The sequence below is a fragment of the Corynebacterium rouxii genome, assembly GCF_902702935.1.
In the GTDB taxonomy this organism is placed as follows: domain Bacteria; phylum Actinomycetota; class Actinomycetes; order Mycobacteriales; family Mycobacteriaceae; genus Corynebacterium; species Corynebacterium rouxii.
On the sequence record NZ_LR738855.1, the window covers coordinates 1,506,019 to 1,521,424 of the forward strand.

Consider the following 15,406-nt stretch of genomic DNA (forward strand, 5'->3'; position numbering starts at 1 on the left):
GTGCGTGGCCCCAATGAAACCCTCCGCACGTCATCCTAGTTGCTGCAGAGCAAGTACCAAGGCGCACACACTGCCGACTGCATCTGCATCTGGGCGCTCATGACCGACTACACAAATATGATGCGCCTGATGTATATACCGTGCTATGAGCTCGATATTAGTCATTCATCGCATCGTCATCTTTGTAAGGGTGAGCATCTCCTGCAGGCTGAGCATTCTTTTTCAGCTCAGCTAGTTCGAGATCGCGCGCTCGCGCACGAGCTAGCAGATCCTCCATATGAGCGCTTGCTTCAGGAACTGTATCAAGTTCGAAAGACAACGTCGGAGTAAAACGAACTGATAGTTGATCACCTACGATTTTGCGTAGCTGGCCGCGAGCACGCTGTAGAGCCTCGGCTGCGGCTTTGAGATCAGGCTGATCATCAATAGTCCGGCCACGAACCGTGTAATAGACTGTCGCATCGTGTAGGTCACCCGTGACACGCGTATCAGTAACAGTGACATATTCTAGGCGACGGTCTTTGACCTCGCGTTCAATCGCGGTTGCCACGATTGTCTGGATTCGCTTTGCTAAACGTGCTGCGCGTGCATGATCGACCATGATGCGTGCTCCTTATTTATTACTGTATTTCCTTAAAAGCCTAGCCGAGACTACCACTTATATCGAAAGGGCACTGTTCCCAATGGGATGACTCAACATTCCTATGAGAAACAGTGCCCTTTGAATAAGGAGTTATCGATTAGGTGCGCGGAACCTCGACCTGCTCGAAGACCTCAATAATGTCGCCTACCTGGATATCTGGGTAGGACAGGACCATACCGCATTCATATCCGGCCGCAACTTCAGTCGCGTCATCCTTTTCGCGGCGCAAGGACTCGATCTTGGCATTGTCAGCCACAACGGTTCCGTCGCGAAGCAGACGGATCGATGCGTTACGACGTACCTTGCCGGACTCGACCATGCAACCAGCGATAAGGCCAACGGCAGATGCCTTGAAGATAGCACGGATTTCAGCGCGACCGATTTCACGTTCTTCGTAGATTGGCTTGAGCATACCCTTGAGTGCTTGCTCAACTTCCTCCAGCGCACGGTAAATAACCGTGTAGTAGCGAATATCTACGCCCTCGGCATTAGCTTCTTCTGTAGCTTTACCTTCTGCGCGAACGTTGAAAGCGATGATCACAGCGTCGGAAGCTGCTGCCAAGCTCACGTTGGTCTGGGTGACAGCACCAACACCACGGTCAATGATGTTGAGCTGAACTTCGTCGTCAACCTCGATCTTAAGAAGCGCATCTTCCAGAGCTTCCACAGAACCGGCATTGTCGCCCTTGAGAATCAGGTTCAGGGTCGAAGTTTCCTTCAAGACGGAATCCAGATCCTCGAGAGATACACGCTTACGAGTCTTCGCAGCCAATGCGTTGCGCTTACGAGCATTACGCTGGTTGGCGATCTGTCGTGCCACGCGGTCGTCTTCAACAACCAAGAGGTTGTCGCCAGCGCCAGGAACGCCATTGAGACCCTGCATCTGAACCGGACGAGATGGACCTGCTTCTTCCACGTCGTTTCCGTACTCATCAACCATGCGACGAACGCGACCGTATGCGTCACCTGCAACAACAGAGTCACCAACACGCAAGGTACCACGCTGAACGATCACCGTAGCCACCGGTCCTCGACCGCGGTCGAGGTGAGCCTCGATAGCAACACCCTGTGCATCCATGTCTGGGTTAGCGCGTAGATCCAAGGAAGCGTCGGCAGTAAGCAAAACTGCCTCAAGCAGGCCATCGATATTGATGTTTTGCTTTGCAGAAATATCCACGAACATGGTGTCGCCACCGTACTCTTCTGGAACCAGACCGTATTCGGTCAGCTGGCCACGGATTTTATCTGGCGAAGCACCTGGCTTATCGATCTTGTTCACAGCAACAACGATTGGAACATCAGCAGCCTTGGCGTGATTGATTGCCTCCACCGTCTGAGGCATAACACCATCATCAGCGGCAACAACGAGCACAGCAATATCTGTGGACTTTGCGCCACGTGCACGCATAGCCGTGAATGCTTCGTGACCTGGCGTATCCAAGAAAGTGATCTTGCGGGAAAGGTCATCGATATTCACTGTTACCTGGTATGCACCAATACCCTGCGTAATTCCGCCGGCCTCATCCGAACCAACATTTGTCTTACGGATGGTGTCCAAAAGACGAGTCTTACCGTGGTCAACGTGACCCATGACGGTAACCACTGGAGGACGCTTAGCAAGATCCTCTTCAGTACCTTCATCTTCACCGAACTGCAGGTCGAAGGACTCGAGGAGCTCACGGTCCTCATCCTCAGGAGAAACGACCTCTACCTTGTAGTTCATCTCCTCGCCCAACAGCTGCAAGGTTTCTTCATTGACAGAGGCAGTCGCGGTCACCATCTCACCCAAGTTGAACAATGCTTGTACCAAAGCAGCAGCATCAGCATTGATCTTCTCGGCAAAGTCAGAAAGCGAAGCACCGCGTGCCAAACGGATCGTTGCACCGCTGCCATCAGGAAGGCGTACGCCACCAATCACGTTTGGCGCCTGCATTGCCTCGTACTCGTTACGCTTCTGACGCTTCGACTTACGTCCCTTACGAGGCGCACCGCCTGGACGTCCGAATGCACCTGCGGTACCGCCACGACGTCCGCCACGGCCACCAGCGCTGCTGCCGCCACCTGGGCGACCGCCGCCGAATCCACCACCGGATCCTGGGCGTCCACCTTGGCCGCCTGCACCGCCACGGCCGTTGCGCGAGCCATTAGAACGTGATGGCATCTGGCCGGGGTTTGGATGCGTTGGCATCATCGCTGGACTTGGACGACGTCCTCCGCCTTGACGTTCTTGTCCACCAGACTGCTGCGAACGGGAGCTTCCCTGCGGACGCGGCTGTCCTCCGCGAGCACCTGGACGAGGTGCACGCTCTGCAGGTCCACCTTGACCGCCCTGTGGACGATTTCCGCCTGGGCGTGGTCCGCCACCAGGACGAGGAGCATTACCTGAGCGGTTGCCGCCACCAGGACGAGGAGCAGGACGAGGACCGCTTGAGAATGGGTTATTTGCTACACGTGGTGAACGTCCGCCAGGTTTTGGAGCCGGCTTAGCCTGTGGGCGAGGCATGCTGCCTGGAGTTGCAGTCGTAGATGATTGTGCTGCTGGCTTAGGCGCTGCTGGCTTTGGAGCCGCAGGCTTAGCTGGCTTAGGCGCAGAAGCTTCGGTCTTTGCTGCACTAAAACCTGGCTTTGGCACTGGTTTTGCCGCCGGCTTCTTCTCCGCTGCTGGCTTAGGCGCTGCAGGCTTAGGCGCTGCAGGTTTTGGAGCCGCAGGTTTTGGAGCCGCAGGCTTCGCCGCTTGTTGCGGAGTTGCTGCTGGCTTAGACGCTGCAGGTTTTGGAGCCGCAGGCTTCTTAGCCTTTGGCTCCTGAGAAGCAGCAGGTGCCTCAGTGGTAACACCGAGAGACTCATAGTGCTTCTTCATTTTCTTTACCACTGGAGGTTCAATGGTAGAGGATGCTGTTTTAACAAACTCGCCTTGATCTTTCAAAGTTGCGAGTAGTTCTTTGCTGGTTACACCGAGCTGTTTTGCTAGCTCATGTACACGTAGCTTTCCGGGCACTTTTCTCCTTGAGTTGCGGTAAGGAAGTCACAAGGCCCGGAAGGGCTCGTTGTAGGACTTCCTACCTGATTGCTCTGACGTTCATCGCTGATGCTTCATTGTGTGCTCATCAGTGTTCGGTCTTCCTTACAATGTTGGGTCTAGCGGCCAGTCCCGCTAGGTACTCTCGTACATGACCGGTATCTACTACAGTAGATACCCTCAGCGCGCGATTAAACGCACGCCTTTTTTCAGCTAGCTCCAGCGCTTCTAACGTTGGAGAAATCCATGCACCTCGCCCGCCCAACTTGCGCCGCGGATCAGGAATAACACGCACCACTGTTGATTCATTGGGATCTTTGAGGGCGACAACGCGCAGCAGAGATGCTTCGGGTAGCGGACGACGAATAGCGATACAAGTGCGAATGCGCTGCTGAGAGCGTTGATTCGAATCGCTGGGCATCCGTCTCCTTATCGATCGGTCTATTTTCGTCTACTAGAACAAGCATCCATTTTGGATTTTCCCACAACGTATACGGTACGAACTTTGCGCTATGTTTTGGCCAAGAATTGACTATTGCACGCATGCAAACAAATCGACCGTACGTTGGGCCGTTAGATAGTGTACGCCATGTTGGCCCAGAACAATAACCTGTAGAAAAAAATTTAGCCGTACCAATATCTTCCCCATGGAAGTATCGATACGGCTTAAGTTCTACAGGCAATTAGCTGGCATCTGAACGGATGTCAATTTTCCAACCGGTCAGACGAGCTGCTAGGCGCGCATTTTGTCCTTCTTTGCCAATCGCCAATGACAATTGGTAATCCGGCACAGTTACTTGAGCGGTCTGAGCTTCAGCATCAGTGACTTCCACATGAACGACTTTTGATGGCGCAAGCGCATTACCAACAAACTTCGCTGGATCGTCGTCAAAGTCAATGATGTCAATCTTTTCACCGCCAAGCTCATTCATGATGTTGTTGACTCGCTGCCCACGTGGTCCAATGCAAGCGCCCTTAGCGTTTAGTCCTTTGACCGTTGCCTTCACCGCTACTTTAGAACGGTGTCCTGCCTCACGCGCAATACCAATGATTTCCACAGACCCATCAGCAACTTCTGGAACTTCTAGCTCAAACAATCGCCGGACTAATTCTGGGTGAGTACGTGAGAGATTGATCTGAAGATCACGCGGGGTGCGGTTAATTCCTACAACGTAGGCTTTAACGCGATCACCGTGCTTGAAGCTTTCACCAGGGATTTGTTCTGCGGGGATCAAAATACCATCTTGGCCATCGACCTCAGTTCCAAGATGGATAACTACGATACCTTTTTCGTTGGCGAAAATATCAGCTTGCACAATACCTGAGACGACGCGACCTTCGTATTCACTGTAAGCATCATATGCTTTCAGTGTTTCCGCTTCACGCAAACGACGAACAATGGCATCGCGAACGGCTTGCGCCCCCACGCGTCCAAAATTTTCAGGAGTGTCATCGTATTCAGTGGTGACTACACCGTCTTCATCAAGCTCGGAAACGATGACCGAAACATGGCCGGTCATCGAATTGATGTCCACGCGCGCACGGGAATTTTCAACCGTATTTGTGTCTTTGTACTCTTGGTACGCAAACAGAAGAGCCCGTGCAATTGTTTCAAGCAATTCATCAACAGCGATGTTTCTATCCGCTTCAATTGCTTTCAGCGCTTGGACGTCAATATTCACTTGTTTTCCTCTCCCCTATCAAGGGCTTGATCAAATTCGAGTGCGGTTAAGGCTAACTCATCTTCCGCAGGTTTGGCGAATTCAATTTCTACCACCGCTTGTGTGTTTTCTGCCAATTGAACACTACGCACGACGAGCTTTTTACCCCGACGCTTCACTACAATCACCGCGGTCTCGTCGTCGTTAAGGGCACCAATTCGCTCAACAGACTTCTTACCTTCGACCTCGAGTGCGACTAACCTATGTCGATTACGGCGCCACCTGCGTGCACTAGCTAGTGGTTGATCTAAACCTGGAGTTCCCACCTCCAAGGTGTATCCTGCACCAAAACTCAACTCACCTGCTGCTTCACCAGCATCAAATACTTCAGATATTTGATTTGATACAAGTTCTAATTGGTCAAGGTCAGGTCGAAAATCAGAGTCAACGGAAACTGCAACGAGCGACTTTTTACCCGCCTTGTTGATTCGGATACCTTCTAAGTCCATATTGTGTTGAGTAACAACTGGATTAACGAGCTCAGTTAATACTTCTACCGTAGGAAACGCCATGGTGGTTATGGTAGCTGCTCAACAAAGCTCATTCCACTGAAGACCGGTAGAATGCGTGAGGTGATTCTTCTTCAGCGATCAACAACAAGTGCGATCTCAGCAGTCTGTGTGCTCGGATGTCTAGTGGCATGCAATATAAGCCCCTCCCCCGAGCCAAACGCTACATTGTTAGATCTAGCCGCAATCGCACACAATGACGCTGCAGTACTTCAAAGCAAAAACACTGATTTAGTGCAGCAACGCCACACTGACTTCGAGGAATTGATAAGCGAAATTCAACGGCTTTGCGGTACCAATTCCGAGGGCAAGGTACCCGACTCTTGCTCGAATGAAGTCGTCCAAGCGGCCGTCGATAAGCACGCTGCATCACTTAAAGAAACTGCTACAGAGTCTGATGCTGCTACTCGGTCCGCACAGGCTATTGTCTCCGCTATTGATTCTGCTCCTAGCGAATCATTAGGGTTACTTGGGCAACAGCTAGTAGATCTCGTCCGTGCCGGCGCAGCTGCACCGCAATCTGGAATTGCACAACTAGATCCTCGAGATGAGATCAATAAGGGTACGAGCAAAGATGACCTCATTCAGGATGGAGACACTCTCAAAAAGGCTCTAGATTGGGAATATTCAGCTATTTACGGTCTAGGCGTCGCGCTAGCCCATTCTCCAGCAGGTTCTAAAAACGCAGTATCCGATGCGATCACCGCACACCGTGATCGCGTAGAACTTTTAGAATCCAGCTTCGCCGAGTCATTCCCTAATGAACCAATTCCACGACCTGAAGCAGCATACGAATTTTCTGGCTATCCAGAACCACATGATGCTCAATCCGCCCGAGCATTCATTGATTCCCTAGAAGCAGATTCTGCAGCATGGTGGTTGCACGCCCTATCGGAATCACATTCGCCTACGTGGCGGTCCTTATGCGCTTCGCTCGCTGCGCAAAGCGCAGTTCAACGTTAAGAAAATAATGCTTAGAGCCTCTCTCAAGACCTTAGCCCCGAGAGAGGCTCTAGAATTGCACCTGCAGCGCCATTGCGCTACTAGCGATTCAGTTTAGCCACGACCGTATCGACGATCTCATCTTCCGACACTAAGATTGTTTCATGTCCACGTTCACGTAGTTCAATGTTGCCATCTTTGAAAGCACGACCCAAGACCACAACAAATGGCATGCCGAGTAGTTCAGAGTCTTTGAACTTCACACCGGGGCTCACCTTAGGACGATCATCGAACAAGACCTCAATGCCATGTGCGTCAAGAGCTGCGACAAGGGCATCGCCTGCTTCAATAGCTTCCTTGTCTTTGTTAGCAACGACAACATGCACCTGGTAAGGCGCAACCTCGAGCGGCCAGTTCAGGCCAGTTTCATCATGGCGCTGCTCGGCGAGAACAGCCATCAATCGAGAAACACCAATGCCGTACGAACCCATCGTAGGGATGGCACGCTTACCGGACTCGTCCAAGATCTGAACATCGAATGCCTCTGTGTACTTGCGTCCCAGCTGGAAGATATGTCCTACCTCAATGCCGCGTGCAAGAGTCAAAGTACCTTGCCCCTCTGGCGCTGGATCACCTTCGCGAATTTCAGCAGCCTCAATGTAACCATCAACCGTAAAGTCACGGCCCATAGTCAAGCCAACAACATGGTGTTCAACGGCATCTGCGCCGGCAATCCATGAAGTTCCACTCACGACGCGTGGATCAGCTAATACCTTCACTCCGTGGGCATTCAAAGCGCGTGGACCAACGTAGCCTTTGACCAAGAAAGGATTATTCTTGAAGTCCTCTTCTGAGGCTAACTCAACTTCAGCAGGCTCAACGGAGGCTTCAAGACGCTTCATGTCTACTTCTCGATCACCTGGCAACAAAATACCCGTAAGCTCTGCCTCTTCAGCCCCTGGCTGAGTGATCTTCACCAGCAAACACTTCAAAGTGTCTGCAGCTGCAACTGAGCGTCCTTCAACGGTGACACCAGCAGACTGCGCCCACTGAACTAATGCTTCAATGGTTTCGGCATGAGGCGTTTCGTACTCAACTGCCTCTGGTGCTTGTTCGAGCGAACGCTCTACTCCCGGCTGAGTAACTACTGCCTCAACGTTCGCAGCATATGTTCCTTCAGTTGCACGTACGAAGGTATCTTCGCCATTGTCGCTTACAGCAAGGAACTCTTCTGAGGCCGAGCCTCCCATAGCGCCCGAAGTTGCAGCGCAAATAACGTATTCCACGCCGAGGCGGTCGAGGATTCTCTGATATGCCTGGCGGTGGCGTTGATACGACTCTTCTAGCCCAGCGTCAGACATATCAAAGGAATAAGAGTCCTTCATGACAAACTCTCGGCCACGAAGAATACCGGCACGTGGGCGCTCTTCATCGCGATACTTCGTCTGGATCTGATACAAGGTGACTGGGAAATCCTTGTAGGACGAATACATGTCCTTGACAGTCGAGGCGAACATCTCCTCATGCGTTGGCCCTAGAAGATAGTCACCACCTTTACGGTCTTTAAGACGGAACAGAGAATCACCGTACTCGGTCCAACGATGTGTCTGCTCATAAGGCTCACGAGGTAAAAGCGCAGGGAACAAAATCTCTTGTGCGCCAATAGCGTCCATTTCTTCTCGCACGACAGTTTCTACTTTGCGCAACGTACGAAGTCCCAGCGGCAACCAAGTATATACACCAGGAGCTGTTCGACGAATGTATCCCGCACGAACAAGCAACTTGTGGCTTGGCACTTCTGCATCGGCAGGGTCTTCGCGCAGAGTGCGAAGGAAAAGCGTAGAAAGACGTGTAATCATAAAGGTTTAATATACCCGTTAGGATGTAGGCATGCTCATTGTGTTGCCACCTTCTGAGACGAAAGCAGTCGGGGGAAAGAATCCAGCTATCGATTTCGATTCACTTCACTTCCCTACCTTGAATCCGATTCGCAAGGAAATTGCCCACGATTTAGCAAGATTAGACATATCCCAGGCTCAAGAAATTCTGAAGTTAAACCGAAAATTACTTCCAGAGGCGCAGCATAATATCGAACTTTTCCATTCCCCTACGATGCCTGCAGTATTACGTTATACGGGAGTGCTTTACAACGCTCTCGATGCTGTCTCTTTACCTAACAGTGCATGGGAACATCTCGCCATCGGTTCCGCACTATTCGGCGTTGTCATGGCCAGCGACAACATCCCCCATTATCGACTTTCTGGCACCACCAAACTGCCGCGCTCCGACGCAAGTGCGCCTACCTTGAAACGTCGTTGGGGCAATGCCATTAGCACAGCATTGTCTGAAACAAATGAGGTCATCCTAGATCTTCGATCTGGAACCTATCAACAACTTGGGCAGGTCAAACATGCAATCACTGTCCGCGTCGAATCAGAAGATTCCGACGGAAAGCGTTCAGTGATCAGCCACTTTAATAAACACTACAAGGGACAACTCGCACGCGCTTTACTCCTTCACGACGCCACCCCTGACCCTGCTCATGCCGTCCAAGACCTCATCGTAATGGCTCAAGAATGTGGCTTTGTCGTAGAACATTCAAAGCCACATGAGCTCACAGTAGTGATCACAAATTACTAGACAATCCAATGACTAGGTCTCAAGGCCTGCCACCTCACCAATCACATAGACAGCTGGGGGCTTGATGTCATTATCTTTCATCGCCTGCCCCAACTGAGCCAAAGTCGTTTTAAACGACTTTTGGTTTTCTGTCGATCCTTCTTGAACGACGGCTACCGGAGTATCAGCACCCCGACCGGCGTCGATAAGCGCTTGAGCGATGGTACCAGCGTTTTTCACCCCCATGATCACAGACAACGTACCTCCTGTGCGTGCTAAGGCCTCCCAGTCATTTAGCGACTGCGGATGCTGCGGAGGAACATGCCCAGAAATAACGGTAAAGGAATGAACTACACCGCGTTGAGTAATCGGAATTCCAGCCAGCGCCGGAACCGCCACCGCACTAGTAACTCCAGGAATCACCTCGCACGCAATACCATGCTTGGCGCACGCTTGGAGTTCTTCAAAACCGCGGCCGAAAATATAAGGATCGCCACCTTTCAGCCGCGCAACCTTCTTACCGGCTTGAGCATGCTCAATCAACAGTTCATTAATCTTAGATTGAGCTACCTGCTTGCCATAGGGCAACTTCGATACATCAATAATGTACTTCGTGGATACATCGCATAATTGTGCAAGCTCACTAGCTGGACCCAGATGATCTGCCAAAATAACGTCTGCATGCTGCAAACGGTGCATACCTCGAACTGTTATGAGGTCCCATGCGCCAGGTCCACCACCAATGAGGCTAACCGGCGCGGTCCACGAGTCTGAAGACGAAAACATACCTGCCAGTTTAAACAGCTTCCTATTCCGGCTTGAAATCTCCGTGAATTTTTTCATTATCCTGTAAACCATGCCACTAACCTTTGCTCACTCCTTCGCCGATGCTGTCCCCTCCCTCGCAGTCCCGTGGCGCGCTGAACAGTGGCCTGATCCACATATCATCGTGTTTAATCATGAACTCGGCAAAGAATTAGGTATCGATGAGACTTCCCTCCTCTCGACCATCACGCAACAAGGACATGCCCAGGCCTACTCAGGACATCAATTCGGCCAGTTCAATCCATTACTCGGAGACGGTCGAGCGCTAGTCCTGGGTGATTGCGCACAAACGAATGCTCCAAACGGTCAGTTCGAAATTTCTTTGAAGGGCTCCGGCCCGACTCCTTTTGCGCGCCGGGGCGACGGACGCGCAACCCTTGGCCCCATGTTGAGGGAATATCTTATTTCCGAAGCACTTCATGGCCTCGGGGTTCCCACGACGCGATCTCTCGCCGTCATTACAACTGGTATCGATGTCCAACGCGAACGTATGCTGCCCGGCGCGGTTGTAGCAAGAGTCGCGCAAAATCATCTTCGAATTGGAAGTGTGCAATGTGCCGCAATGCGTGACGACGATTCATTGGCGGCGTTGGTGCATTATGCTTTGTCGTTTCATGAGGATGCTGTCAGTGATGCGGAGGCGGCTGGATCATTGTTGCGTCGTGTTAGTAGGTCTCAGGCGAAGTTAGTGGCGCAGTGGATGCGCTTTGGCTTCGTTCATGGTGTGATGAATACCGATAATGTGACGCTTTCTGGACAAACCATTGATTTTGGGCCGTGCGCTTTTATTGATTCTTTTCATCCGCAAGCGGTCTTTTCGAGTATTGATACCCATGGTCGGTATTCATTTGGGCGTCAGCCCAGCATCATGGGGTGGAATATCGCTCGGTTGGCGGAAGCGCTGTTACCGCTCATGCCTATTGACGAGGCTCGCGCTATTGTCCAAGAGTTTCCAGATATTTATCGGCGTTCTTGGCTCGATGAGATGGGGCGTGCAGTAGGTATTAATTCAGATGATGATCACGCAGCAGGCTTGCTTGATGATTTGATGACGTTATTAGATGTCCATCGTCCGGATTATGCGCAATTCATGCGGAGTCTGACTGATGGCACTACTGTTTCTCTTTTCCCTTGGGCGCAGCAATGGGATGCACGAGTTTCTTCACTACGTGTCGCAACTCCTCATAATCCGGTCTATGTTCCCCGTAATTATCTCGTAGAAAATGCTCTTGAGCTCGCTATGAATTCGGATATGTCTGCGTTTTCTTTACTTTTGGAGGCTGGCAAAAACCCTTATCTTCGAAAGAAACAATGTAAAAAAATGGAAAATCCTGCCCCTGACACGTGGCAGGATTATGTGACTTATTGTGGCACTTAGGCGCTAGCTTTTAGCTGCGTCAGCTGTGCTCAGTAGTTGTTGAACTTCGGGATCGCTGAGCATGGCGTCATTGAGTAGTTGTTGGGCTTGAGCGTGATCAAAATTTACGCCAATGACGACGATTTCGTTTGAGGGCGTAATTCCTGCTGATTGCCAGTAACCTGCGGGCACAATCCGTAGGTCAGGTCCGGCTTGGTGCCATACCTGTACCATATCGATTCGGTCGGAAATCCAGCAGTGTCCTTTGGAACGTACGATGCCCCGCGTTGAGCGCAAAGCGGCTATGAGGCGCTGTCGGTCAAAGGGGCGGTCCCCTTTGAATACGAAAGAGCTAATTCCATATTCCTCTGTTTCTGGGGTGTGCGGATTGTCTAGTTCTGCAACATACCCCTGATAGGTACGCGCAGTTTCTTCGTCGTAGCACATGGCTCCGAGGAGGTCACTGATGGCATTTCGGCTTTCACCACTGGCAGTGATGACTCGACCGTCGACAAGTTTGTCGATACTTGCGCGGGGATTCATGCGACGCACGAGTGCTTCGGTGGCATGGTAGCGCTCGTCATCTACAAGGTCTGATTTGGTAATGTAAATCTTGTCAGCGAATTCCACTTGATCAACGAGCAAATCAGCAATTGTTCGCTCATCGTCCTCGGTTGCACCTAGATCACGGTCAGTGAGATAGGTTTTCTTGCCCATGTAGGTCAGGAACTGAGAAGCGTCGACAAGCGTTGCCATCGTGTCGATAGGTGCAATGTCTGCTAAGCGAGTTCCATCGTCCCATACCCATTCAAAGGTGGCAGCAACCGGCATAGGTTCAGATATGCCGGTTGACTCAATCACGATGTGATCATAGTCGCTGCTAGATGCTAGTGCGCCTACGGACTGGACGAGGTCGTCGCGAAGCGTGCAGCAAATGCAGCCGTTGGTTAGTTCAACAAATTTGTCTTCGCCGCGTTCGAGATATCCTTCACCTGCGATGAGAGCTGCATCAATATTGATTTCTGAAAAATCATTGACAATGACCGCTATCTTTTTGGATTCGCGGTTGGCCAGCATTTGGTTGAGAAGTGTGGTTTTTCCTGATCCTAGGAATCCAGACAGGACGGTGACGGGAGTTGGATACGACATTCCTTAATGGATACCGTTTTCAGTTATTATGTGCAACTTCCCGCGTTAACAACGAACGCTTAACGGCAAGACCATAGCGAAATCCACCGTAAGAACCATCAGAACGAATTACACGATGACAAGGCACAAATAATGCCACTGGATTGTTCGCACACGCCGACGCCACAGCTCTTACCGCACCTTCATGTCCGCTCATCTGCGCCAACGTTGTATACGATACTGGCGAACCACTCGGAATTCTTCGAAGCGCAGACCATACTGACATCCGAAAATCGGTAGCCTGTTGCAAAAGTGGCACCGTGAGAATCCCCGCGAACTGGCCACCATAGTACGCACTGATGACATTTTGTATAGATAGCGAAACCGTTGCCTTACGCATACTCAGCGGTCGAAGGTCTCTATGGATCAATCCAACAAGTTCGCTCACATTTTCCGTCCACCCTGATGCCAAAATTTTATGTGTCATCGAATCGGTAACAACACAAAACTGGCCATCAGGAGTGGAAACAAAACCGTACTCAGCGTGCACAGGCCTCAACAAACCTTCTCACCGCGGCGGGAACAGCAGCAGGATGGACATGAAGATAACTAGCATGAACATTGCCAGATACGAATCCTTCAACTTTGGGACTTCCATCCCATGCGCGCCAACCCCATGCACTGTCCCAACCAGGCACCACTGAATCTGCAATAGTCGTGTGATGGAACTCGTGGCCTGTTACTCGTTCACCAGCGCGATAAATCACCGAATCATGTACCACCACTGCATCACGGTATCCCAGTGTGAGGCGACGCCTCATAGCACCATGAGTAGGGATAACATCAAGCATCGGACGCCCATCAAGAGTAGATAGCAACCACAATAAGCCGGCACATTCTGCATGTACGGGGATTCCCTGAGCTATCGCATCACGCACTTGTTGTTTTAGGTCTGCCCGCTGCTCCAGCACGTCACAATGTTCTTCTGGGAAACCACCTGGAATGATCAAACCGTCACACTGCGGCAATTGTTCAGACAAAGGATCAAAAGCAACAACCGTTGCGCCAGCAGCAGAAAGCATCTCAACATGTTCCGCATAAGTGAAAGAAAATGCCGGACCTCCAGCCAAAGCGATCACTGGTTTACGATCAAGCGCTTTAGCATCGCTCATCCCAATTGCCAACGCCGGATCCCACGCAGGACCGTTATAGGCACAATCGGCGAGCTCAATGAGGGCATCAAGATCAACGTGTTCTTCCACCAGAGTTGCCATTGCTGCAACAGCATCTTCAGCCGCATCAAGTTCAACGCTAGTGATAAGCCCCAAATGCCGCGACGGGACCTCAGCGTGATCCACTCTCGGAATTGCCCCCAAAACGCGAACACCAACAGCTTCAACTGCTTCACGACAAACCTCTGCATGCCGATCAGTTCCAACCTTGTTGAGGATCACTCCAGCAATACGAACATGCGGATCAGCAGTGGCAAAGCCACGAACGACAGCTCCCACAGACTGGCTCATTCCGCGTACGTCGACCACAAGAACCACGGGCAGACCAAGAGCTGCTACGATTTCCGCACTTGAGCCTTGTGCTTGGGCATCCGCAGTATTTTGCCCCTGTGCAATTCGACCATCAAAAAGGCCCATCACACCTTCGACGACAGCGATATCAGCATTGGCGCTTCCATGCGCATATAACGGACCAATTAAATCGATACCGCACATCACAGAGTCAAGATTTCGCCCTTGACGCCCTGCAGCCATACCGTGGTAACCAGGGTCAATATAATCCGGCCCCACCTTAAAAGGCGCAACACGCATCCTTTTAGACAACGCGGCCATCATACCTGTTGCGATTGTAGTTTTGCCTGATCCTGATGAGGTTGCAGCGATGACAAACCCCGGTGTTGTTACCATTCAATGCCCTTTTGCCCCTTGCGACCAACATCCATCGGATGCTTAATCTTTGTCATCTCTGTAACCAAATCCGCTACGTCGATAAGCTCCGGTGCAGCATTTCGACCTGTGATCACCACATGTTGAGTTCCTGGGCGGTTCTTCAACGTCTCAACGACATCGTCGACATCAATCCAACCCCACGCAATAGGATACGTAAATTCATCGAGTACATAAAAATCATGGGCTTGAGACGCTAACCGCCGCTTAATCTCTTCCCACCCCTCGCGGGCATCACGAGCATGATCCGCATCGGATCCTTGTTTCTTAGACCACGACCAGCCCTCCCCCATCTTGTGCCATTCGACAGGTCCCCCCACCCCACTATCACTATGTAATTGACCTAGTTGTTTGAACACACTCTCTTCGCCAACACGCCATTTTGCAGATTTGACGAATTGGAAAACTCCGATGTTCATACCTTGATTCCATGCGCGTAGCGCCATGCCAAAAGCAGCTGTTGATTTACCTTTGCCAGGACCAGTATGAACAGCTGTAATCGGCAACAACCTGCGTTGACGAGTAGTTAAACCATCATCTGGAACCGAAGCTGGATCGAGTTTCCCTTGAGGCATGCGTGTCTCCTTATACATCCAGTAGTGATGCCGTTGATCATGCGAGTAAGTCATGCTTTCCCATTTTTGTCCGCATAAGCGAACGAAAAAGCGATAACCGTCGTGTGGTA

The 15,406-nt window shown here is 51.2% G+C and carries 15 protein-coding genes; 3 read left to right on the forward strand and 12 right to left on the reverse strand.

All coding sequences use genetic code 11. From position 1 onward, the window contains the following. Positions 1-30: 30 nt before the first annotated feature. From CIP100161_RS12370 to rimP, 6 genes are all read right to left on the reverse strand, one after another. Positions 31-165 (reverse strand): hypothetical protein, encoded by a 135-nt coding sequence (locus CIP100161_RS12370; protein ID WP_269472947.1) that lies wholly within the window; start codon positions 163-165, stop codon positions 31-33. Further along, a complete protein-coding gene (gene rbfA / locus CIP100161_RS07510) occupies positions 158-601 on the reverse strand; it encodes a 30S ribosome-binding factor RbfA (RefSeq protein WP_014302055.1) in 444 nt (147 codons plus the stop codon). The genes CIP100161_RS12370 and rbfA overlap by 8 nt, the downstream gene beginning before the upstream one ends. A gap of 139 nt (positions 602-740) precedes the next feature. Then, positions 741-3,641 carry a translation initiation factor IF-2 gene (infB, locus tag CIP100161_RS07515; RefSeq protein ID WP_155873263.1) on the reverse strand — a complete coding sequence of 967 codons (2,901 nt, stop codon included), beginning with the start codon at positions 3,639-3,641 and terminating at the stop codon, positions 741-743. A 109-nt stretch (positions 3,642-3,750) separates the two neighbouring features. Beyond that, complete coding sequence (locus CIP100161_RS07520) at positions 3,751-4,083, reverse strand: YlxR family protein (RefSeq protein WP_155873265.1); 333 nt, start codon at positions 4,081-4,083, stop codon at positions 3,751-3,753. Positions 4,084-4,345: 262 nt separating this feature from the next. Then, entirely contained in the window at positions 4,346-5,344 is a 999-nt protein-coding gene (gene nusA, locus CIP100161_RS07525; RefSeq protein ID WP_155873268.1) for a transcription termination factor NusA, read from the reverse strand. Next, on the reverse strand, positions 5,341-5,895 hold the full coding sequence (gene rimP / locus CIP100161_RS07530; RefSeq protein WP_155873270.1) for a ribosome maturation factor RimP: 555 nt from the start codon (positions 5,893-5,895) through the stop codon (positions 5,341-5,343). Before rimP ends, nusA begins: the two co-directional genes overlap by 4 nt. A gap of 51 nt (positions 5,896-5,946) precedes the next feature. Between rimP and CIP100161_RS07535 the strand changes: the two genes are divergently transcribed. Further along, positions 5,947-6,855 carry a DUF4439 domain-containing protein gene (locus tag CIP100161_RS07535; protein WP_155873272.1) on the forward strand — a complete coding sequence of 303 codons (909 nt, stop codon included), beginning with the start codon at positions 5,947-5,949 and terminating at the stop codon, positions 6,853-6,855. Positions 6,856-6,935: 80 nt separating this feature from the next. Here the strand turns inward: CIP100161_RS07535 and CIP100161_RS07540 are convergent, their stop codons facing one another. Beyond that, positions 6,936-8,693, reverse strand: coding sequence for a proline--tRNA ligase (locus tag CIP100161_RS07540; RefSeq protein WP_155873274.1), 1,758 nt, complete (start codon positions 8,691-8,693; stop codon positions 6,936-6,938). A gap of 31 nt (positions 8,694-8,724) precedes the next feature. On the opposite strand from CIP100161_RS07540, the gene yaaA reads away from it, so the two are divergent. Next, positions 8,725-9,474, forward strand: a complete 750-nt coding sequence (gene yaaA, locus CIP100161_RS07545) for a peroxide stress protein YaaA (protein ID WP_155873276.1) — start codon at positions 8,725-8,727, stop codon at positions 9,472-9,474. Positions 9,475-9,486: 12 nt separating this feature from the next. On the opposite strand, the gene cobA is transcribed toward yaaA, so the two are convergent. Further along, entirely contained in the window at positions 9,487-10,311 is an 825-nt protein-coding gene (cobA, locus tag CIP100161_RS07550) for a uroporphyrinogen-III C-methyltransferase (RefSeq protein WP_155873278.1), read from the reverse strand. Here cobA and CIP100161_RS07555 point away from each other — a divergent pair. Continuing rightward, positions 10,310-11,656 (forward strand): protein adenylyltransferase SelO family protein, encoded by a 1,347-nt coding sequence (locus tag CIP100161_RS07555; protein WP_155873280.1) that lies wholly within the window; start codon positions 10,310-10,312, stop codon positions 11,654-11,656. The genes cobA and CIP100161_RS07555 overlap by 2 nt on opposite strands. Before the next feature lie 3 nt (positions 11,657-11,659). Here CIP100161_RS07555 and CIP100161_RS07560 read toward each other — a convergent pair whose 3' ends face one another. The 4 genes from CIP100161_RS07560 to cobO all read right to left on the reverse strand — a co-directional run bounded on the left by CIP100161_RS07560 (position 11,660) and on the right by cobO (position 15,296). After that, positions 11,660-12,784, reverse strand: coding sequence for a GTP-binding protein (locus CIP100161_RS07560; RefSeq protein WP_155873282.1), 1,125 nt, complete (start codon positions 12,782-12,784; stop codon positions 11,660-11,662). Positions 12,785-12,803: 19 nt separating this feature from the next. Further along, positions 12,804-13,211 (reverse strand): methylated-DNA--[protein]-cysteine S-methyltransferase, encoded by a 408-nt coding sequence (locus CIP100161_RS07565; protein ID WP_232053127.1) that lies wholly within the window; start codon positions 13,209-13,211, stop codon positions 12,804-12,806. 91 nt (positions 13,212-13,302) lie between these two features. Further along, entirely contained in the window at positions 13,303-14,682 is a 1,380-nt protein-coding gene (locus tag CIP100161_RS07570) for a cobyrinate a,c-diamide synthase (protein WP_155873284.1), read from the reverse strand. Then, the gene (gene cobO / locus CIP100161_RS07575) at positions 14,676-15,296 is read right to left on the reverse strand and encodes a cob(I)yrinic acid a,c-diamide adenosyltransferase (protein ID WP_155874561.1); all 621 of its coding nucleotides are present in this window, start codon (positions 15,294-15,296) and stop codon (positions 14,676-14,678) included. Before cobO ends, CIP100161_RS07570 begins: the two co-directional genes overlap by 7 nt. Positions 15,297-15,406: the final 110 nt, after the last annotated feature.